This window comes from Kitasatospora sp. NPDC004745, assembly GCF_042873275.1.
Lineage (GTDB): Bacteria > Actinomycetota > Actinomycetes > Streptomycetales > Streptomycetaceae > Kitasatospora.
In genome coordinates this window covers 138,003-157,127 of record NZ_JBIALK010000009.1, presented here as the reverse complement: position 1 = coordinate 157,127, position 19,125 = coordinate 138,003, and the positions used below count along the sequence as shown (strand labels likewise).

At 74.4% G+C, this 19,125-nt stretch carries 19 protein-coding genes; 13 read left to right on the top strand and 6 right to left on the bottom strand.

What is annotated here, in order from left to right; all coding sequences use genetic code 11:
* Window positions 1-100: 100 nt before the first annotated feature.
* The gene (locus tag ACFYUY_RS17945; protein ID WP_387901519.1) at window positions 101-1,501 is read left to right on the top strand and encodes a glycosyltransferase 87 family protein; all 1,401 of its coding nucleotides are present in this window, start codon (window positions 101-103) and stop codon (window positions 1,499-1,501) included.
* A gap of 194 nt (window positions 1,502-1,695) precedes the next feature.
* On the opposite strand, the gene ACFYUY_RS17940 is transcribed toward ACFYUY_RS17945, so the two are convergent.
* A complete protein-coding gene (locus tag ACFYUY_RS17940; RefSeq protein WP_387901516.1) occupies window positions 1,696-2,139 on the bottom strand; it encodes an SsgA family sporulation/cell division regulator in 444 nt (147 codons plus the stop codon).
* A 581-nt stretch (window positions 2,140-2,720) separates the two neighbouring features.
* Here ACFYUY_RS17940 and ACFYUY_RS17935 point away from each other — a divergent pair.
* Window positions 2,721-4,301, top strand: a complete 1,581-nt coding sequence (locus ACFYUY_RS17935; protein ID WP_387901514.1) for an RDD family protein — start codon at window positions 2,721-2,723, stop codon at window positions 4,299-4,301.
* Window positions 4,302-4,401: 100 nt separating this feature from the next.
* On the top strand, window positions 4,402-5,133 hold the full coding sequence (locus tag ACFYUY_RS17930; protein ID WP_387901511.1) for an RDD family protein: 732 nt from the start codon (window positions 4,402-4,404) through the stop codon (window positions 5,131-5,133).
* 73 nt (window positions 5,134-5,206) lie between these two features.
* Here the strand turns inward: ACFYUY_RS17930 and ACFYUY_RS17925 are convergent, their stop codons facing one another.
* The gene (locus tag ACFYUY_RS17925; RefSeq protein ID WP_360218184.1) at window positions 5,207-5,458 is read right to left on the bottom strand and encodes a hypothetical protein; all 252 of its coding nucleotides are present in this window, start codon (window positions 5,456-5,458) and stop codon (window positions 5,207-5,209) included.
* A 205-nt stretch (window positions 5,459-5,663) separates the two neighbouring features.
* Between ACFYUY_RS17925 and ACFYUY_RS17920 the strand changes: the two genes are divergently transcribed.
* From ACFYUY_RS17920 to ACFYUY_RS17900, 5 genes are all read left to right on the top strand, one after another.
* Window positions 5,664-6,431: an endonuclease V gene (locus tag ACFYUY_RS17920; RefSeq protein ID WP_387901509.1), complete on the top strand. Its 768-nt coding sequence runs from the start codon at window positions 5,664-5,666 to the stop codon at window positions 6,429-6,431.
* 96 nt (window positions 6,432-6,527) lie between these two features.
* Window positions 6,528-6,974: a DUF2563 family protein gene (locus tag ACFYUY_RS17915; RefSeq protein ID WP_360218179.1), complete on the top strand. Its 447-nt coding sequence runs from the start codon at window positions 6,528-6,530 to the stop codon at window positions 6,972-6,974.
* A 27-nt stretch (window positions 6,975-7,001) separates the two neighbouring features.
* A complete protein-coding gene (locus ACFYUY_RS17910; RefSeq protein WP_387901506.1) occupies window positions 7,002-8,390 on the top strand; it encodes a hypothetical protein in 1,389 nt (462 codons plus the stop codon).
* 99 nt (window positions 8,391-8,489) lie between these two features.
* A complete protein-coding gene (mycP, locus tag ACFYUY_RS17905; protein ID WP_387901504.1) occupies window positions 8,490-9,704 on the top strand; it encodes a type VII secretion-associated serine protease mycosin in 1,215 nt (404 codons plus the stop codon).
* Between the two features lie 104 nt (window positions 9,705-9,808).
* Window positions 9,809-10,405 carry a DinB family protein gene (locus ACFYUY_RS17900; RefSeq protein ID WP_387901501.1) on the top strand — a complete coding sequence of 199 codons (597 nt, stop codon included), beginning with the start codon at window positions 9,809-9,811 and terminating at the stop codon, window positions 10,403-10,405.
* A gap of 51 nt (window positions 10,406-10,456) precedes the next feature.
* Here the strand turns inward: ACFYUY_RS17900 and ACFYUY_RS17895 are convergent, their stop codons facing one another.
* Complete coding sequence (locus tag ACFYUY_RS17895) at window positions 10,457-10,897, bottom strand: hypothetical protein (RefSeq protein WP_360218167.1); 441 nt, start codon at window positions 10,895-10,897, stop codon at window positions 10,457-10,459.
* A 672-nt stretch (window positions 10,898-11,569) separates the two neighbouring features.
* The gene (locus tag ACFYUY_RS17890) at window positions 11,570-12,217 is read right to left on the bottom strand and encodes a hypothetical protein (RefSeq protein ID WP_387901499.1); all 648 of its coding nucleotides are present in this window, start codon (window positions 12,215-12,217) and stop codon (window positions 11,570-11,572) included.
* Between the two features lie 256 nt (window positions 12,218-12,473).
* Between ACFYUY_RS17890 and ACFYUY_RS17885 the strand changes: the two genes are divergently transcribed.
* Window positions 12,474-13,511, top strand: coding sequence for a hypothetical protein (locus ACFYUY_RS17885; protein WP_387901497.1), 1,038 nt, complete (start codon window positions 12,474-12,476; stop codon window positions 13,509-13,511).
* Between the two features lie 118 nt (window positions 13,512-13,629).
* Here the strand turns inward: ACFYUY_RS17885 and ACFYUY_RS17880 are convergent, their stop codons facing one another.
* Together ACFYUY_RS17880 and ACFYUY_RS17875 are read right to left on the bottom strand one after the other, a co-directional pair.
* Window positions 13,630-14,220: an isochorismatase family protein gene (locus ACFYUY_RS17880; protein WP_360218158.1), complete on the bottom strand. Its 591-nt coding sequence runs from the start codon at window positions 14,218-14,220 to the stop codon at window positions 13,630-13,632.
* Between the two features lie 188 nt (window positions 14,221-14,408).
* A complete protein-coding gene (locus ACFYUY_RS17875; protein ID WP_360218155.1) occupies window positions 14,409-15,725 on the bottom strand; it encodes a nicotinate phosphoribosyltransferase in 1,317 nt (438 codons plus the stop codon).
* 141 nt (window positions 15,726-15,866) lie between these two features.
* Between ACFYUY_RS17875 and clpS the strand changes: the two genes are divergently transcribed.
* The 4 genes from clpS (at window position 15,867) to ACFYUY_RS17855 (ending at window position 18,985) form a co-directional block, all read left to right on the top strand.
* Complete coding sequence (gene clpS, locus ACFYUY_RS17870) at window positions 15,867-16,160, top strand: ATP-dependent Clp protease adapter ClpS (protein WP_360218152.1); 294 nt, start codon at window positions 15,867-15,869, stop codon at window positions 16,158-16,160.
* 59 nt (window positions 16,161-16,219) lie between these two features.
* Entirely contained in the window at window positions 16,220-16,789 is a 570-nt protein-coding gene (locus ACFYUY_RS17865) for a DUF2017 domain-containing protein (RefSeq protein WP_387901493.1), read from the top strand.
* Window positions 16,790-16,976: 187 nt separating this feature from the next.
* Window positions 16,977-18,419 (top strand): amino acid permease, encoded by a 1,443-nt coding sequence (locus ACFYUY_RS17860; RefSeq protein WP_360218146.1) that lies wholly within the window; start codon window positions 16,977-16,979, stop codon window positions 18,417-18,419.
* Between the two features lie 134 nt (window positions 18,420-18,553).
* Complete coding sequence (locus ACFYUY_RS17855; protein ID WP_360218143.1) at window positions 18,554-18,985, top strand: M67 family metallopeptidase; 432 nt, start codon at window positions 18,554-18,556, stop codon at window positions 18,983-18,985.
* Window positions 18,986-19,125: the final 140 nt, after the last annotated feature.

Here is a 19,125-nt window from a genome sequence, read left to right as displayed (position 1 = left end):
CGGGTCGCTTCGTCACGCTGAGTCACCGATCCTGCCCAGGCCGGGCCGCCCCGCATCCGGTATCGTCGGCGGTTGGTCGGACGGTGGACGGAGTGGACAGGTGACAGCGGTACAAGACGAGCGCAGCCCGGTGCGGACCGCACCCGACTCCGCGCCCGCCCCCCTGTCGGACCGTCTGCGAGACGCGCTCGGCACCCCCGTCCGCGCCCTGCGCGAGGCCCCCCGCCGACCGCTGCTGGCCGCCTCGGGCCTGGCCCTGTTGTCCCTGGTCGTGTACGCAGTGGTCCGTCACTTCGTCCACACCTCGATGGTGGACATGATCGTCTACCGGGCCGAGGGCGCCGCCGTCGCCAACGGCACCGACCTGTACGCGCTGCGCGTCACCGAGTGGAACCTCCCCGCGACCTACCCGCCGTTCGCGGCGATGCTGTTCGTGCCGACCACCTGGTTCCCGGTCCCGTTCCTCCGGGTCGCGATCACTCTCGGCAACCTCGGGCTGTTGGCGCTGCTGACCCACCTGTCCTTCAAGCTGGTCGGCTGGCCGCGCCGCGAACTGCGGCCGATCGGCGTGATCCTGGTGACCGGCTGCGGAGTCTGGCTCGAACCCGTCTTCACCACGCTCCGGTACGGCCAGATCAACCTCGCGCTCGCCTGCCTGATCCTCTGGGACCTCACCCGCCCGGACGGCCGCCGCAGCAAGGGCGTGGCGATCGGCATCGCCGCCGGCATCAAGCTCACTCCCGGACTGTTCGCCGTCTACCTGCTGGTCACCGGCCGGATCCGGGCGGCCTTCGTGGCCGGCTTCACCTTCCTCGGCACCTTCCTGATCGGCGCCCTCGTCCTCCCCGACGCCACCTGGGGCTTCTGGACCGAGTACCTCTACGACTCGTCCCGCGTCGGCAAGACGTACATCGTCGACAACCAGTCCCTGCGCGGCGCCCTGGCCCGACTGCTGCACGCCGCCGAGCCCGGCACCCTGGCCACCCTGGCCGGCGGGCTCGTCGCGGTGGCCGGCCTCGCCGTCGCCGCCTGGGCCGCCCGCAGCGCCCGCTGGCTGCCCCGGTCCGAGGCCTGGGGCGTCTGCTGCGCCGCCGTCACCGCCGTGCTGATCTCGCCGATCAGCTGGACCCACCACTGGGTCTGGTGCGTGCCGGTGCTCGTCCTGCTGGCCGCCGAGGCGTCCGTCGAGCACGCCCGTCCGGCCGCCGTCCGCCGACTGCGCTGGCGCGCCGCCTTCTGGGCGACGCTGGTCGCCTTCCTCTCCTTCGCCATGTGGGCGGCCAAACCGTTCGGGGTGGCCGTGCTGCACATGGGGCCGCTGCGCCAGCTGCCCACCTCGGTCTACCCGTGGGTCGGGCTCTGCTTCCTGCTCGCCGCCGCCATCCGGATAAGGGCACGGCGGCGCTCCGCCGGTGCCCCGCTGGTCCGGCTGCCCGGCCAGCGCGGCGGTGGCGGACCGGACGCCGCCCGCGGCCGTCAGCAGGCCCCCGCGGCCCGCTGAGCCGGCGGGGGCGCCGCTCCCGTCGTGGTCCGCGCCGCCGTCGCGGTCCGGGCCGCCGGGGCGGCCGGGGCCGTCGTCGTCCGGGGTGCCGTCGTCCGGATCGCGCGGCTCGGTCGTGGCCGTCCGTGTTGCACTCGTCCGTGCTGCAGCCGTCCTGACTGCGTCCGGCGCGGGTGCGGTCGGTGCGCGCACGCTCAGGCGAGCAGGTCGGCGAGCGAGCCGTCCATGTCCAGCGCGGCCATCTCGCTGCCCGGCGGGACCAGCCGGTGCGCCCGCTCCAGCCAGGCCGCGACGACCGGCAGCGGCGCCTCCAGCAGCGCGTCCCCGGCGGGGGAGCTCAGCGCCAGGCAGAGCACGCTGCGCCGGCCCTTGGCAGTGCCCCCGGCCGAGGGCTGCGGGGCGGTGGGCCAGATCCGCACGTCGCCCTGGCCGCAGGGCCGGAAGGTGCCCTCGACCAGCAGCTCGCGGGCGAACACCCAGGTCACCGGCGAGCCGGTGTCCAGGTGGAAGGTGATGTGCACCGCGTACGGGTCGTGGCTGCCGTAGGACAGCCGGGCCGGGACGGGGACGCTGTGCTCGGGGGAGAGCACCAGGTTGAGTTCCAGCTCGTGCTCGACGACGCCGGTGGGGCGCTCCATGATCGTCTTCCTCTCTGTCGTCGGCTGCCCGGTTCCGGGCCCGCCGATTGGGAGAGGCCGCTCCGCCGCGGTTCTTACACGGGTTACCGGGTTTTCCCCGGAAAGTTCAGCGCGAGGTGGTGAACGGCCGACCGCACGGCGCACGACCACCCTCGCGCGCCGGGACCGTACGGCCGCCCTTACCCCGGACGGCCCACCGCTGTCCGGGTATTCGCCAACTTCCCGTCGCCGCCCCGACGAGGCACTACCCTTTGTGACTGCCCGGCGACTGTCCGCCCATCGGTGGTGCCCGCGCGCGCCGGGAGGCTCCCGGGCGTACCGGGCGGGGCGCCGGGCGGGCGTGCCGTCCCGGCCCCGCGGAAGGCCGGCCGGGCCGGAGGGCACCAGGAGCCGCCCGGAGCCGCCCGGGCCCAGCACGAACCACCAGTAGCCACTGGGGACCACCAGGAACCACCGGAAGAGCGCCAGGAAACCCGCCAGACGACCCGCGAGGAAACCCGCAAGGAACCCACCAGGGCCGAGCCGCCGTCCGCCAGGACCCGCCGGCGCCGGCCAGGACCCGCCAGGAAAGAAGACCCGCCATGACGGACCGCCCCTTCGCCGCCGCCGGCGACCCGGCCGTCGGACCCGAGCCCGGCTACTACCCCGACCCCTCCATCCCCGGTTTCGTCCGCTACTGGGGCGGTGCCGCGTGGGTGCCGGGCACCAGCCGGCCCGCCCCGGCGCCGGGCGAGGTGCTGGAACCGCCCCGGTACGCGGCCCGGCGGGCCGCACCCGCGGGGGCCCGGGTGGTGCCACCTCCGGTGGTCCCGGCGGCGGTCGCGCCGGAGCCGCCCGGCGGAGGGCCCGCCAGGGCCCAGGGCGAGGACACCGGGCCGGTCTACCTGGACCAGACCACGGGCGGGGCGTCGTTCGTCCTCGGGCCGAGGGTGGCGGAGGTGATCGGCGGGCCGGTGTTCCGCACGGTCGGTCCGGCGGGGGGCGGGGCCGGGCCCGGCGAGCAGCCGGTCGCGGCCGGGCCGCCGGCCGGGCCGGTGCCTGGGGGCGTGCCGTCGGTGGGAGGTCCCTCGGGGGGAGGTCTCTCGGTGGGCGTGCCGTCGGCGGGTGTGCCGCCGGTCGGGGCGTTCCCGGCGGAGCTGCGGGCGGCGGGGGCGTCGGCGGAGGCGGAGCCGGCGGTGCCCGGCTGGCAGGTCGACCCGCGGGCGCAGCCCGGGCTGATGGAGACCGGCGGGTCGGCGCGCTGGGTCTCCTGGGGGGTGCTTCCGGGGGCGTCCGAGGGGGAGGAGGGGCGCGCGGAGGGTGAGCGTGCTCCGGTTGCTGCCGTCCCGGCGGGCGGCCGCCGCCCGGCCGTGGAGGTGTCGGCGCCACCGGCCGTCGTCGGGTCCGTCGTTCCGCCCGTACCCGCGGCCCGCGACGCGGAGCGCGCCACCCGGGCCGAGCCTGCGCCCGAGCCCGTGGCCGTCACCGTCGCCGAACCCGTGACCGCCCCGAAGTCCGTCACCGCCGCGAAGTCCGTCACCGCCGCGAAGTCGGCAGCCGCTGCGCATTCCGCGGCCGCCGCGAAGTCCGTCGCCGTACCGAAGGCCGCGGTCGCGCCGACCCCCGCCGTCTCGCGGTCCGCCGCGCGCCCGGCCAGGACGGCCGCCGCCCGCCGCCGCCAGGCCCCGGCCGGCCCGGCCGGGCTCGGGCGCCGGCTGGCCGCGCGGGCGGTGGACACCGCCGTCCTGCTGGTGGTCGCCGTCGCCGCCGGCATCCCGCTCGGCGGTTCGGTCTCCGAGCACATCAGGCAGAAGCTCGACCAGGCCCGGATGGCCAGTGCCCTCACCCGCCGCCAGGTCCAGGTCTGGCTGGTGGACGACGTGGTGGTGGGCAAGATCGCCGTCCTGCTCGGCATCCTGCTCTTCGTCGGCCTGCTCTACGAGGTGCTGCCGACCGCGCGGACCGGCCAGACCTTCGGCAAGCGACTGACCGGGATCCGGGTGGTGGACGCCGCCGCCACCGGTGGCCGGACCGGTCTCGGCCTCGGCCGCTCGCTGCTGCGGTGGGCCGTCCGGCTGCTCGGACTCGTGCTGCTGCTCGGGCTGGTCTGGCCGGTGTTCGACCGTGTGGCCCGGCGCGGCTGGCAGGACCTCGCGGCCCGTACCCGGGTGGTCCGCGGCTGAGCGCCGCCGGTGGCGGGCCGGGTGGGCCCATTCCGGCCGCTGCCGACAAAACGGACAGAATGTGCCAAAGGGCGAGAATTCGTGATGTTCTACTCGGGGGATGAGCACCCACGACCCCTCAGGCCCCCAGCCGGAGGGGGGCGGTCAGCCCTCCTCCGACAAGCAGCCCCCGCAGCCGGGCGGCGGCACGCCGGAAGGCCGCCCGTCGGACCCCGACCCGTCGTCGGCCCCACCCCCCGCCGGCGGCCCGTCCGGCGGGGGCCCGGCCGACGGCCCCGGCGCGTACGGCGGCACCTACGGCGGCCCGACGTACGGCCAGAACCCCTACGCGCAGTCGCCCTACGACCAGCCCCCGCCCGGCTACGGCCCCGCCGGCTACGGGACCCCCGGCGCCGGACCCGTCCCCGGCATGCCGCCGCTCGGCACCTGGCCCAAGCGGATCCTCGCCCGGTTCATCGACTACCTGCTGGTCCAGGCCGTCGCCGTGATCATCGTCGCGCCCTTCGCCAGCCTCGGTGACCGCTCGGGCTCGGCGGGCTCCTTCTGGCTGGCCTGCGCCATCTGGCTGGTCTACGACGCCCTGATGGTCGGCCGCGACGGCCAGAGCCTCGGGAAGAAGGCGATGCACATCCGCGTCGCCATGCTGATCGACGGGAACGTCCCCACCCAGTCGGCCGCCTGGACCCGCTCCGCGGTCTTCATCCTCCCCGCCGTGCTCTGCTGCGCCGCCCTCTGGTGGGTCATCGACGGCCTGTTCGGCGTCTTCGACAAGCCCTACCGGCAGTGCATCCACGACAAGGCCGCGAAGACCGTGGTCGTCACCACCCTCTGACCGGCCCGGGCCGGCCCTGACCGGTCCGGCCCGACCGGCCCGACCGGCCCGACCCGCGACGCCCGGCGGCGGATCAGCGCTGCCGGGCGTACTCGCGCCCGGCAGCGGCCGGAGGCGCCGCGTGCGCCGCCCCCGCAGACCGGTCGGAGCGTCCGGACACGGCCACCGCCAACACCGTCACCACGGTGCCGAGCGCCAGCGCGAAACCCACCAGCACCGCGACCTCCAGGGCGCCGGTGGCGCCCGAGACGGCCAGCAGCGCCACCGTGGCGGCGACGACGGTGAACGAACCAAGGCAGTACTGGGCGGCGGACGGACGCGGCATGACGGGGGCTCCTTCGCACGTCGGGGGGAACGGGCGGAACACTGCCGGCTCCAGGAGTCCTACCCGGCAAGGGAGTTCGGTAAGTCCAGGCTAACCCGCCGACCCGGGGGGCACAGGGGGGCGCACAGGCTCACCCGAGGGTCGTGCGCCCCCTCGGTACGGTGAAGCCGACCACGCCCGCACCACCGATCCGGGGGAACCGCCCGTGCCCATCCCCGCCGACTGGCCCACCACCGAGGCCGAGGCGCTCGCCGAACAGGAACGACTGCGGCCCCTCGTCCAGGCCCACGACGACCCCGCCCGGGACGAGCCCTCCCGGGGCGATCTCTCCCGGGACGGCACCTCCCAGGACGACCCGACCGACCCCGCCGCCGGCCACCTCGTCGCCGGCGTCGACGTCGCCTACGACGACGACCACGACCTCGTCGTCGCCGCGGCCGTCCTCCTCGACCGCGACACGCTCACCGTCGTCGAACAGGCCACCGCCGTCGGCCGGATCGCCTTCCCCTACGTCCCCGGACTGCTCGCCTTCCGCGAACTCCCCGCCGTCCTCGACGCCCTCGCCGCCCTCACCCGCACGCCCGACACCGTCGTCTGCGACGGCTACGGCCTCGCCCACCCCCGCCGCCTCGGCCTCGCCAGCCACCTCGGCGTCCTCACCGGCCTGCGGACCCTCGGCGTCGCCAAGACCCCCTTCACCTTCGACCACCGCCAACCCGACGCCCCCCGCGGCTCCACCACCCCCCTCACCGACCCGGCCACCGGTGAGGAGGTCGGCCGCGCCCTGCGCACCCGGCCCGGCGTCAAACCCGTCTACGTCTCCGTCGGCCACCGCATCGGCCTCGACACCGCCGTCCGCACCACCCTCGACCTCGCCCGCCAGTACCGGCTCCCCGAGACCACCCGGCACGCCGACTCCCTCTGCCGCCGAGCCCTCGCCGAGGCCCTCCGCACCCGGACGCCGACGAACTGACCATGTCCCAGGCCGAATTAGGGCCCCGGTGTGTTAGACATGACACACCGGGACCCGGGCCCGGCAGCGACCGACGGACGCACGGGGAGCGCCGCAGTGGCCACAGGAACCGGCACCACCGGCGGAGCCGGCCGGGGATACCGCGTCGAGATCGCACAACTCCGCGCCTTCGCCGCCCAGGTCCGCCTCCTCCTCGCCGAGTTCCAGCACCACGCCGACGGCACCGACACCCACGGCCGCAGCGGCCTCGGCAAGGGCGCCTTCGGCACCTTCGCCGAGGCCACCGAACTCCACGGCCGCTACGACACCATGCGCGACGGCCTGCGCGACATCCTCAACCAACTCCGACAAGCCGTCGACGACGCCCAGAAGAACGCCGAACTCACCGCCACCGGCTACGAGGAACGCGACCGGAGCACCGCCCGGAAGCTCAGGCTCGGCGACGACGGCTGGTCCGTCGCCAACCCCTCCGCCACCAGCCGGGCCGCCTACGAACAGACCATCGCCCCGCCCACCCGCGACGGCGGCAAGTCCGCCCGCTAGCGCCCACCGGACGGAGACGAACCGGCCATGGCCTACACCGACTTCACCAAGTACAGCCACGCCCAGCTCCGCACCATGGCCGAAGCCCTCGACCCCGGCGCCGTCATGGCCGCCGGAGACCCCTGGCGCCGCGCCGCCGACACCCTCAAGGCCATCCGCGCCACCCTCACCCGTGCCAGCACCGAAGCCGCCGTCACCTGGGAGGGCGCCACCAGCGACGCCTTCCACACCCGCATGCTCCACCTCGCCGACGGCATCAACAACGCGGCCTCCTACGCCAACGACGCCGCCAACACCCTGCACGCCATGTCCGAGGCCATCGCCAAGGCCAAACGCGACATGCCCGAGGAACCCAGCACCTGGGAACAGGCCAAGGACACCCTCGGCGACGGCATCTCCTCCGTCTTCGGCGGCGACGACGAACACCTCCCCCTCGCCGACCGCCGCAAGACCGAAGCCGCCACCGTCATGCAGACCCTCGCCATGCACTACCGCATCGCCACCCCGGCCCTGAAGCCGCCGCAGAGCCTTCCTCCGGCACTGGGGGGTCTCGGCGAATCACGCGACGTCGTCCCGCAGGACGATCCGAGCGGCGTAGCGGCGATGGCGAGCGCGATGGTGTCGGGCACCTCCCTCGGAATGGCGGGAACCTCGGCCCGTGTGCCGAGCGGTCCCGTACCGCAGGGGCCCGCGTCACCGGAACCACAGCGGGTGGCACGCCCCGCACCGGTCGGTGCGCCGGTCGTCACCGACCCGGGGATCAAGGGAGGTAAGGCGAGGCCGCAGGGGCCGACCGGATCCGGCATGGGTGTGCCGGCTCCAGCCGTCACCGGGATCCGGACGGATGCCGGGGCGGTGCCGCCCGGTGTCCCCAGGAACGGGTACGGAGGAACTCCGCTGGGCGGCACGGGCCTTGCGGGCACCAGTACCGCTGGTCCGTCCGCAAGCGGCCCCTCCGGTCCCGGCGTCGGCCCGGGCGGGCGAGGCCCCGTCGCCGAGGGGCTCCCGGAGGGTGTGGGGCCGGTGGGCGGATTCGGGGCACGTGGTGGTTGGGCGGCCGGGAGTGGTGCCGTTCCCGGCGCGGCGGCCGGAGGGCGTGCCGTTCCGGGTGAACGGTCCCCGCAGGGGGCCTCGGCCCGGTCCGGCGGGGTCGTCGGCGGGACGACGCGGCCGGTCGAGGGCGGGCGCGGCACGGGAGCGTTCACGGAAGGAGGTTCCGGCCTGGGGGCCCGGAGCGGGCCGAGAGGTGTGACCGGTGTTGGCGGCCCGGGTGCCGTGGCCCCCGGAGTGCCGGTCGCCGGCACGCATCGGAGAACCAAGGACGGGGAGAAGCGCGGCCGTCGGCCGGTCTACCTCGTCGAGGACGAGGAGACGTGGGCGTCGGCAAGGCCCGCCAACCCGAACGTGGTGGAATGAGTCCGGCCCGAACGGGCGGGTGATCTGACAGCGTCCCGCAGATCGGTGATCCGCGGGACGCCTTGCCGAGTGGGGTGACCTGGTTTGACGAGCCGCCGGTTGACTCGTGCTGTTGCGGCCCTGGCTGTTGGGGCGCTGACCTGGGGAGTGCCGGCGGCGTCCGCGGACCAGATCAGGGACGAGCAGTGGGCGTTGAGGACCTTCGAGGCCGAGGCGAAGGTCTGGACGATCAGCCAGGGTGAGGGCGTCCTGGTCGGGCTGGTCGACAGCGGTGTCGACCAGGACCACCAGGACCTGACCGGGCAGGTGCTGCCGGGCGTCGACTTCTCCGGCGGGAACACGGACGGCCGGGTCGACAGTGACGGCCACGGCACCGCCATGGCGAGCCTGATCGCCGGGCACGGACACGGGGCGCAGGCCGGGGTGCTGGGACTGGCTCCGAAGGCGAAGATCCTTCCGGTGAAGGTGGACACCAGCAGCGGACGGTCCGATGTTCAGCAGAACGGTCTTGCGCAGGGGATCCGGTTCGCCGTCGACCACGGCGCGAAGGTCGTCAACATGTCGGTCGGGGGAGCGTCACGGTTCGACTCCCAGAGCCGCGCCGCCGTCGAGTACGCGATCTCGAAGGACGTCGTGCTGGTCGCCGCCGCGGGGAACAGCGGCGACGACCGGCAGGGTGTGCAGTACCCGGCCGCCTTCCCCGGAGTGGTGGCGGTGGCGGCCGTGGACTCCGCGGGCGCCGTCTGGGACCGCTCGACGCGGGGCTCCGAGACCACGCTCGCCGCGCCGGGCGTGGACATCTACCAGGCCACGGCCAAGTCGACCGCGAGCTACGGGGTCGGGAACGGCACCTCCGACGCGACCGCCTACGTCTCCGCCACCGCCGCGTTGATCCGGGCGAGGTTCCCGGGCCTGTCCGCCGGGCAGGTGATCAATCGGATGATCAAGTCCGCCTCGCCGCCGGTGGACGGGTCGGCGGTGCCGAACGACCGGTACGGGTACGGGGTGGTGTCGCCGGCGAGGGCGTTGGCGGTGGATCCGGCGGTCGACGGGGGCGCGCGGGAGAATCCGCTGGTGGGGCGGCGGGAGTCGCAGGGTGCTGCGCCGGAGGCGGCTGCGGGGCCGTCGGGTGACGAGGCGGTGGTTCCGGCCGCGGAGGCCGGTGGCGGGGGTGGCGGCTGGTTCGGGGCGGGCGTGGCGGTCGGGGTGGCGTTGTGGGGGGTGTTGCTCGGCGGGGTGGTGTCGGTGGTGCTGCTGGTGGTGCGGGCGCGGCGGCGGAGGCGGTCGGCGGGGGGTTCGTCCGGGGTGCGGTGAGGGCCGGGGGCCTGGGCTGACGAGGCGGGGGCTGGCAGCATCTTGGTGGTGGGTGGCGTCATTGCCGCTGGTGGGGCGGGGGGCGGGGCGGCGATGCTGGGGGCATGAGCACTTCTGAGCGCGCTGCGGGCGGGGCGGACGGGATCGTGTCGGGCGGGGTCGTGCCGGGCGGTATCGTCCCGGACGGCAAGGACTGGACGTGGGTGTTGGAACGCCCGTGTCCGGACTGCGGGTTGGACACTCCGGCGGTGGTGCGGGAGGACGTCGCGGGGATGGTCCGGGCGAATGCGGCGGCCTGGCGGGCGGTGCTGTCGGGGGATGCGGGTGAGGTGGCGCGGCGGCCGGCTCCGGGGGTGTGGTCGGCGCTGGAGTACGCGTGCCACGTCCGGGACGTGTTCCGGCTGTTCCGCGTGCGGCTGGGGCTGATGCTGGCCGAGGACGGCCCGTCGTTCGCGAACTGGGACCAGGACGCCACGGCGGTCGCGGAGCGCTACGGGGAGCAGCGGCCGGAGGTGGTGACCGGCGAGCTGGCGGAGGCCGCGGAGGTGCTGGCGGTGGCGTTCGAGGGGGTGGCGGGCGGGCAGTGGCTGCGGACCGGGGACCGCAGTGACGGCGCGCGGTTCACCGTGGAGTCGTTCGCCCGCTATCTGATCCACGACCCGGTGCACCACCTGTTCGACGTGACGGGTGTGCGGGTCTGAGCCCTGCGTGCGGCCTCGGCCGCCGGCGGCGGTGCGGGCGGGGGCGCGGGCTCACCAGCCGGAGGCCTCGCGCAGCATGGTGCGCCGGAGGCGGCCGGCCACGCTGGCGGTGTCGGTGCCGATGACGTCGGCGATCTCGGGGGCGGCGAGGCCGACGACGTAGTGCAGGATGGCGAGGTCGTCGTCGGCGGGGTGCCGGTCCGGGGTGGCGGGCACGTGCCGGGTGTGTTCGGCGACGGTGCTGCGCAGGATCTGCCAGGCGTGTGCGGTCGGGTTGGAGCTGCCCAGCAGTTCGCGCCAGTGGACGGCGATTTCGGCGAAGGCCTGTTGGACGGCGGTGGCCGCGGTGCTGTGTTCGGTGAGCCAGACCCGGGCGTAGCTGAGGTACCGGGGGCGGTGGAGTTCGCAGAAGGCGGCGAACTCCAGTGGTACGTCCTCCGGTTCGCCGGGCCTCGGGGGCGGCTCGGCTGCGCTCGCGTGACGATTGGTCATCTCGTCTTCTCGGCAAGGGAGATGGATTTCTGACGGTCGATCATCTGTGCTCACTCTACGGTAGGCCCTAGGTGCGCTGGGTGACCAATCTGATGGAATGCCCGGAACCCGTCGCCGCTCGGCCGGTTCCGGTGGCGACCGGTGCGGAGCGGTGGTGGGGCGGCCGGGCGGTGGATCGGCGGGGGAGTGGTGCGCAGTCCTGCGGGGGGCGTAGGTGCGAGCGTGTCGCGGCTGGTCAGAGGGGGTGGGGCGGCGGTGGCCGCGCGGCGGTTGATGTGCCACCGTAGGGCTTTCGGCGGCTGACGTCCACGCCCACGGCGCGAAGCCGCGCCCGCACAACCGCCTGCGCAACCGCGCCCGCCACCGTGGCCGCCCCCCTCGGGTCCCGTGGGTGGGTCGTTCCGGTGCGGCCGCCCCGCGGCGCCGCCTGGCGCATCCTCGGTGCCCGTGCTCGTGCGGCGCTCCGGGTCGGGTGGACGGCGCCCGGCGGGAGTGCGCGCGGAGGGGCGTGTCCGGGCGGGTCGCGCCCGGGGTGCCGGCGGCGCGCGCCGCGCGGGGTGGGCGGCGTGCGCGGGGTGGGCGCGCTGCGGATGCGGTGGAGCTGGCACACGCTGCGCGCCGGACGGACGTGGTGGCGGGGCGCGTCCGCCGGGCCGGCGGCGCACCCGGTGGTCAGGAGGTGGGTCGGGCCTCCGTCGGGGCGATCCGGTCGTCGACGGCGCTGGTCCGTTCGGCCTGGGTGGGGAAGGCCTCGACGGCCCGGCGCCGGGCGAGTTGGGCGGCTGCGGCAGCCGCGGCCGCAGCCGCCGCGGCTGCCCCGGCGGCGGCCTCCTCGCGCTCGCACCGGTGCGCCGCCACCCCGGCGGAGGGGTGCCCGGCGGCGTGTCCGGCCGTGGCGTGTCCGGCGCCGTGCCCGGTGCCGTGTCCGGCGGCGGTGTGCCCGCCGGTGGGGTGGGCGGCCGGCTGGTGCTCGTCCGTCGAGCGTCGTCGTCGGCCGAGTTCCGCGCGGGCGGCGTGTTCCTCGGCCGCCTGTCTCGCGGCCAGGTAGGCCTGGACGGCGGCCATGCCGTAGACCGGCTGGATGAGCTGGTGGCCCTTGAAGAACGGTCTGGCCGGGGCGAACCCGGCGGCGACCACCAGGTCGCGGATCTCGGCTATCTCGGCCTCGCTGCGGGCGGTGAAGCGGACCTCCCAGCCCTTCTTGTACGTATGGCCCTGTTCGCCGCTGCGGCGCGCCGGGTCCGGGCGGCGGACGTATCCGGGCAGACGGCCGAGGCGGAGCTGGGCCGCGCGGAGGCCGGCGGTCTCGTCACGTGACATGACGTAAGCCTAGGCAATCCCCGGGGTGGGATTGACGTCTGGAGGGTCTCTTGGAGTATGCCTTTGGTCACTGTCGGTCAGGCGACCAGGTCGGCGATCACTTTCGATCGCATCTGACAACCTCGCGACCAGCAATTACTCCGAATGAGTGAGGGTATGGGGACTTTAGTGCGGGCTGATCCCGGTTTCGCGACGGTTGCGTAACAGTGCGTCAGGCGGCCGGTGCCGGGTCGGACCGGTTGGGGATGGTGTTCGTATGAGCTACCGGATTCCCACGCCGCCGCCGTCCCTCGAGGAGTTGGCGAAGCGTCAGCAGAACGTCGTCACCGCGAGCCAGCTGCGCGCCCGGAGCGTGCCGGCCCGCCTCATCACCGAGCACTGCCGGCGCGGCGGGCCCTGGCAGCGCCTGCTGCCCAGGGTCTACCTGCTGCAGTCGGACGGCCCGACGCCGGAGCAGCGGATGTGGGCCGCGCTGCTGTACGCCGCGCAGAACGGCCGCGAGGAGGGCCGCCGCGAGGGGGCGGTGATCACGGGTGCGGCCGCGCTCGCGCTGTACGGCTTCGCCGCGGTGCCCCGGCTGCCGGCGGTGACTGGGGTGGACGTCCTGGTGCCCCGCCAGCGCCGGCTGAAGGACGCCGGAGACGTGCGGATCCGGCGCACCGAAAGGGAGTTGGTGGCCCGCTCGGTGCACGGCCTGGCCTGTGCGCCGGTCGCCCGGGCGGTCGCGGACGCGCTGTGCGAGTGGACGGCGGCGGGCGCCGGCGCCCCGGTGCCGGTGCGCGAGGTGCTGCGGGAGGCCGTCTCCCGGCCCGACAGTCGTTGCACCGTACGGGAGTTGGCGACCGAGCTGACCGAGTCGGGGCTGACCGCCGAGCCGCGGGTGCGTGCCGCGCTGGACGAACTGCTCGCCGCCGAGCGGGACTTCGTGCTGGAGCGGGTCGGCGAACTGGTGGACGAGGGGCTGCTGCCGGTCCCGCTGGTCGGCCCCGAGCTGCGGATGCGCGGCGGCACCTTCATCGCCGTCCCGGACCTCTACTGGCCGGAGCGCGGCGTCGCGGTCGAGGTGGACTCGGACCTGCGCTGCGTGAGCGAGGGCGAGGCCGCCTGGGTGCGGGGCGGCCAGCACCGGATGGAGTACCTGGGGATCCGGGTGGTCTACGTCTGCGGCGCCCGGCTCGCGGCGGACCGGGACGCGGTGGGTGCCGAACTGCGGGAGGCGTTCCGGGCGGGCGGCACCGACGTGGTCGAGCTCATGGTCGTCCCGGAGCCGGTCCCGGAGCCGGGGCAGGAGTAGCGGTCGGAGCCGGGGCGGGAGCGGCGGCCGGCTCCCGGCCGAGGCCCCGGCCGGAAGCCGGCCCCGGAACGCGGAGACCGGGAGCCGGAGACCGGCGGCCGGGGCGGCCGGGCGGACCCTAGCCCTGCACCACCGGGGTGCCGACCAACTCGACGCCCGCGGCGCGCAGTTCGGCGAGCGCGGCGGTGGTGGTCTCCGGTGCGACCCCGGCGGTGAGGTCGAGCAGGACGCGGGTGGTGAAGCCGGCCCGGGCGGCGTCCAGGGCGGTGGCCCGGACGCAGTGGTCGGTGGCGATGCCGACCACGTCGATCTCGTCGACCTGCCGTTCGCGCAGCCACTCCAGCGGGCCGCGGTCGTTCTCGTCCAACCCCTCGAAGCCGCTGTACGCCGCCGCGTAGGCGCCCTTGTCGAAGACCGCCTCGACCGCGCCGGAGATCACGGCGGGGGCGAAGTTGGGGTGGAAGCCGACGCCCTCGGTACCGGCCACGCAGTGCACCGGCCAGCTGTCGACGTAGTCGGGCTCGGCGGAGAAGTGGGGGCCCGGGTCGATGTGGTGGTCGCGGGTGGCGAGGATGTGCTGGTAGCCGGCGGCGGATTCGGCGATCAGGTCGGTGATGGCGGCGGCCACCTCGGCGCCGCCGGCGACGGCCAGGCTGCCGCCCTCGCAGAAGTCGTTCTGCACGTCGACGACGATCAGGGCCCGGTGCATGGTTCGCGTCCTCGGGTGTGGGGGGCGTCCGCGGGGTGGCGGCGTCCCGGTGGGGGAGCCCGCGGGAGCGCTCGGCCCGGTGGCGGGCTCGGGGTCTCGGGGGGCTCCGGGGGAACTCTACGGCTGACTCTAGGGAGTGGCGCGCGGGGGCGGAAGGCCTCCGCCCCCGCGCGGGCGGCGGGTGCCGGTCAGACGATCAGTTCGGTCGGCAGGACCGGGTCGCCCTTGGAGAGCTGGGTGGCCGACAGCGGCAGCGCGGCCCGGGCCCGGACGTGCCGTTCGCGGGCGGCCGTCAGCGGCTCGCGGCCGACGGTCTCGCCGCCCCGCACCAGGGGCACCTGTACCAGGTGCGGCTCCAGTTCGGCCGGGACGGGCCCGGTGCCGACCACCTCGGCCTCGGCCACGCCGTCCGCGTCGGGCCGCCGGGCGGCCCACTTGCGGCCGCCGACGCTGGTCTTGCCGCCGGCGGCGCGCTTGGCCACCGGGATCAGCGGTCCGCCCTCGGTCTCGGCGCGGGCGACCAGCTTGTAGACCATGGCGCAGGTCGGGTGGCCGCTGCCGGTGACCAGGCTGGTGCCGACGCCGTAGCCGTCGACGGGGGCGGCGGCGAGCGCGGCGATCGCGTACTCGTCGAGGTCGGAGGTGACGATGATGCGGGTCTTCTCGGCGCCGAGCTCGTCCAGCTGGCGGCGGACCCGGTGGGCCAGCAGGGTGAGGTCGCCGGAGTCGATGCGCACGGCGCCCAGCTCGGGGCCGGCCACCTCGACCGCGGTGCGGACGGCCTCGCGCAGGTCGAAGGTGTCGACCAGCAGCGTGGTGCCCCGCCCCATGCTGGCGATCTGCGCGCGGAAGGCGTCCCGCTCGCTGTCGTGGACGAGGGTGAAGGCGTGGGCGGCGGTGCCGGTGGTGGGGATGCCGTGGGCGAAGCCGGCCTCCAGGTCGGAGGTGGCGGCGAAGCCGGCCACGTACGCGGCGCGGGCGGCGGAGACGGCGGCCCGCTCGTGGGCGCGGCGGGCGCCCATCTCGATGACGGGGCGGCCGCCGGCGGCGGCGGTCATCCGGGAGGCGGCGGCCGCGATCGCGGAGTCGTGGTTGAGGATCGAGAGGATCACCGTCTCCAGGATCACCGCCTCGGCGAAGGTGCCCTCGACGGTCAGCAGCGGCGATCCGGGGAAGTAGACCTCGCCCTCGGGGTAGCCGTGGATGTCGCCGCTGAAGCGGTAGTCGGCGAGGTAGCGCAGGGTGTCCTCGTCGACCACGCCCTGGCCGGCGAGCCAGTCGAGCTGTGCGGTGGTGAAGCGGAAGTCCTCGACCGCGTCGAGCACCCGGCCGGTGCCGGCCATGACGCCGTAGCGGCGGCCGCCGGGCAGGCGGCGGGTGAACACCTCGAAGACGGAGTGGCGGTGCGCGGCCCCGCTGCGCAGGGCGGCCTGCAGCATGGTGAGCTCGTAGCGGTCGGTGAGAAGCGCGGTCGAGCCGGCCGCGCGCACGGAAGTGGCGTCCATGCGGATGATGCTACTACCACTTAGCGTCAAAGTGACGATTTCTCGCGACGCGACCCGGGCCGGAATCGCCCGGGGGTCCCCCGGATGGCAGCATGGGGCTGAAGAGGCGTGGACGGACTGCGCAGCGAGGAGGACCCGCAGGTGAGTGTCGCGCCCGTGGAGATCGAGCGCCCGGAGGTCGAGGGACTGCCGGTGACGGAACCGGACACCCCCTGGGTGACGATCGTCCACAACGACCCCGTCAATCTGATGAGCTACGTCCAGTACGTCTTCCAGGCCTACTTCGGGTACCCGAAGGACAAGGCCAGGAAGCTGATGATGGAGGTCCACACCAAGGGCCGGGCCGTGGTCTCCAGCGGCTCCCGCGAGGAGATGGAGCGCGACGTGCAGGCGATGCACGGCTACGGGCTCTGGGCGACGCTCCAGCACGACTGACCGGGGCCCGCGGCCCCAGTACCCCACCCGAGACGACGAAGACGGGCTGACCGATACAGATGGCTGGGTTGTTCGAGAGTGCCGGCGGCGGCGGTGCGGCGATCGCGCTGGAGGAGCTGGAGGTCTCCATCCTCCGCTCCCTGGAGGTGGGGATCCTGCAGCTGATCGGGCCCGGCCCGGGCGGGGACGGCGGCGATCCGCTGGCCGCGCTGTTCGCCGAGGGGCCGAGCGAGACGCCGGCCAACCCGGTGCTCGCCCGGCTGTTCCCGGACGCCTACGGGGATCCGGCCGAGCCGGCCGACGAGGAGAGCCGGGCCGCCGCCGGCGAGTTCCGCCGCTACACCGAGCTGGACCTGCGGGCCCGCAAGCGCGAGGACGCGCTGCACGTGGTGCGGACCCTGGACCGCCTGAGCGGCGGCGGGGTGCTCAAGCTGGACCCGGCCGACTGTCAGCGCTGGCTGGGCGCCCTCAACGACCTGCGGCTGACGCTCGGTGTCCAGCTGGAGGTCGGCGAGGACGACGACGAGCTCTACGAGCTGCCGGACGAGGACGACCGCAAGCCGCTGGTGATGGCGTACCTGTGGCTGGGCGCGCTCCAGGAGACGTTGCTGGAGGCGATCGTGGACTGATCGTGCCCGGATCCGGGCAGGCCCCGACCGCTTCGTCCAGTATGTGGACGATTGGTCGGGGCATTTCCGTCCGAACCGGGCGAAACCCTCCCAGGGCATGCTCAAATAACGCTCAGATGGAGCCCGCTCACCGAACCCTGCGTGGTACGACTTCTCCACCCCACGAGACCCACCAGGACGGTGCACCATGGCCGAGAAGCCGAACGACGACGCGGTCGTCGCGAAACCGGACGAGGAGGGCTACGAGCGGGGGCTCGGCAGCCGCCAGATCCAGATGATCGCGATCGGCGGTGCGATCGGCACGGGCCTGTTCCTCGGCGCCGGCACCGCGATCTCCAAGTCCGGCCCCAGCCTGATCCTCTCCTACGCCGTCGCCGGCCTGGTGATCTTCGTGATCATGCGCGCCCTGGGCGAACTCCTCACCTACCGCCCGGTCTCCGGCAGCTTCGCCGAGTACGCGCGGGAGTTCCTCGGCCCCTTCGCCGGCTACGTGACCGGCTGGACGTACTGGCTGTTCTGGGTGGTCACCGGCATGGCGGAGACCACCGCCGCCGCCGTGTACGTGAAGTTCTGGGCGCCCGGCTTCCCGCAGTGGCTCAGCGCGCTGACCTTCCTGGTGATCCTCTACGCCGCCAACCTGATCTCGGTGAAGCTGTTCGGCGAGATCGAGTTCTGGTTCTCCATGGTCAAGGTCACCGCCATCATCGGCATGATCCTGATCGGCGTCGGGGTGCTCACCCTCGGCTTCAGCAAGGCCGGTGACACCGCGTCGGTCACCCACCTGTGGCAGAACGGCGGGTTCTTCCCCAAGGGCATCGGCGCCACCGTGATGACCCTGCAGATCGTCATGTTCGCCTACCTGGGCGTCGAACTCGTCGGCGTGACCGCCGGGGAGAGCGAGAACCCCGAGAAGACCCTGCCGCGCGCCATCAACACGCTGCCCTGGCGCATCGCGCTGTTCTACATCGGCGCCCTGGTGGTCATCCTCTCGCTGGTGCCGTGGACCGAGTTCCAGCCCGGCGTCAGCCCGTTCGTCGCGGCCTTCGGCAAGATCGGCATCCCGGCCGCGGCCGGGATCATCAACTTCGTGGTGCTCACCGCCGCGCTCTCCTCCTGCAACTCCGGCATGTACTCCACCGGCCGGATGCTGCGCGACCTCGCGCTGCGCGGTCAGGCGCCCGGGCGGCTGACCAAGCTCAACAGCCGCCGCACCCCGGCCTTCGCGATCACCGTCTCGTCCCTGCTGATGGGCGCCGGCGTGGTGCTCAACTACCTCGTCCCGGCGCGGGCGTTCGAGTACATCACCTCGGTCGCCACCGTCTGCGGCCTGTGGACCTGGGCGATGATCCTCATCGCCCAGATCCGCTACCGCAAGGCCTGGCAGGGCGGACGCCTTCCGGCGCCCACCTTCAAGGCGCCCGGCGGCGCCTGGATCAGCTGGGCCGCGCTCGGCTTCCTCGCCCTGGTCGTGGTGCTGATCGGCCTCGACGAGGACAACCGGATCTCGCTGTACGTCTTCCCCGCCTGGGCCCTGGTCCTGGTGGTCGGCTACCAGCTGCTCAAGCGCCGCGACCCGCAGGCCGCGCAGGGCGCCACCGAGGACCGGGAGCTCGCGCGCGACGCCGGCTGACGCCCCTCCCGGGCCCGGTCCCGGGGCCCGGTCGCGGGGCGCCTCCGGGGCCCCGCGACCGGGTGGCGGACACCCGGTGCCCGCGCTCCGGACATCCCGGCGGACACCGGCCGGGGCGTGGCTATCCTGACCGCATGCTGACCATCACCCGAGAAATCCGCGACCGGATCGTGGCCCACGCCCGCGCCGACCACCCGGACGAGGCCTGCGGCGTGGTCGCCGGGCCGGCCGGCACCGGGCGCCCCGAGCGCTTCATCCCGATGCTCAACGCCGCCCGCTCGCCCACCTTCTACGAGTTCGACTCGGGCGACCTGCTCAAGCTCTACCGCGAGATGGACGACCTCGACGAGGAGCCGGTGATCGTCTACCACTCGCACACCGCCACCGAGGCCTACCCGTCGCGCACCGACGTGAGCTACGCCTCCGAACCGTTCGCCCACTACGTCCTGGTCTCCACCGCCGAGGGCAACGGCGAGGACGACCCCTACCAGTTCCGCTCGTTCCGCATCGTGGACGGCGAGATCACGGAGGAAGACGTCCAGGTCGTCGAGGCCCACCCGGCCTGACCGGCACCCCCCTGGGCCCGGCCCGCCGACCCGCCCCGGCCCGGGGGGGGGGGGGCCGGGGGTGATCCCCCCGGGGGGGGGAAAAAGGGTTCCCCTTGCGGGATTTGTGTGGGGGGGCCGGGATGATAAAAGTGTTGGCC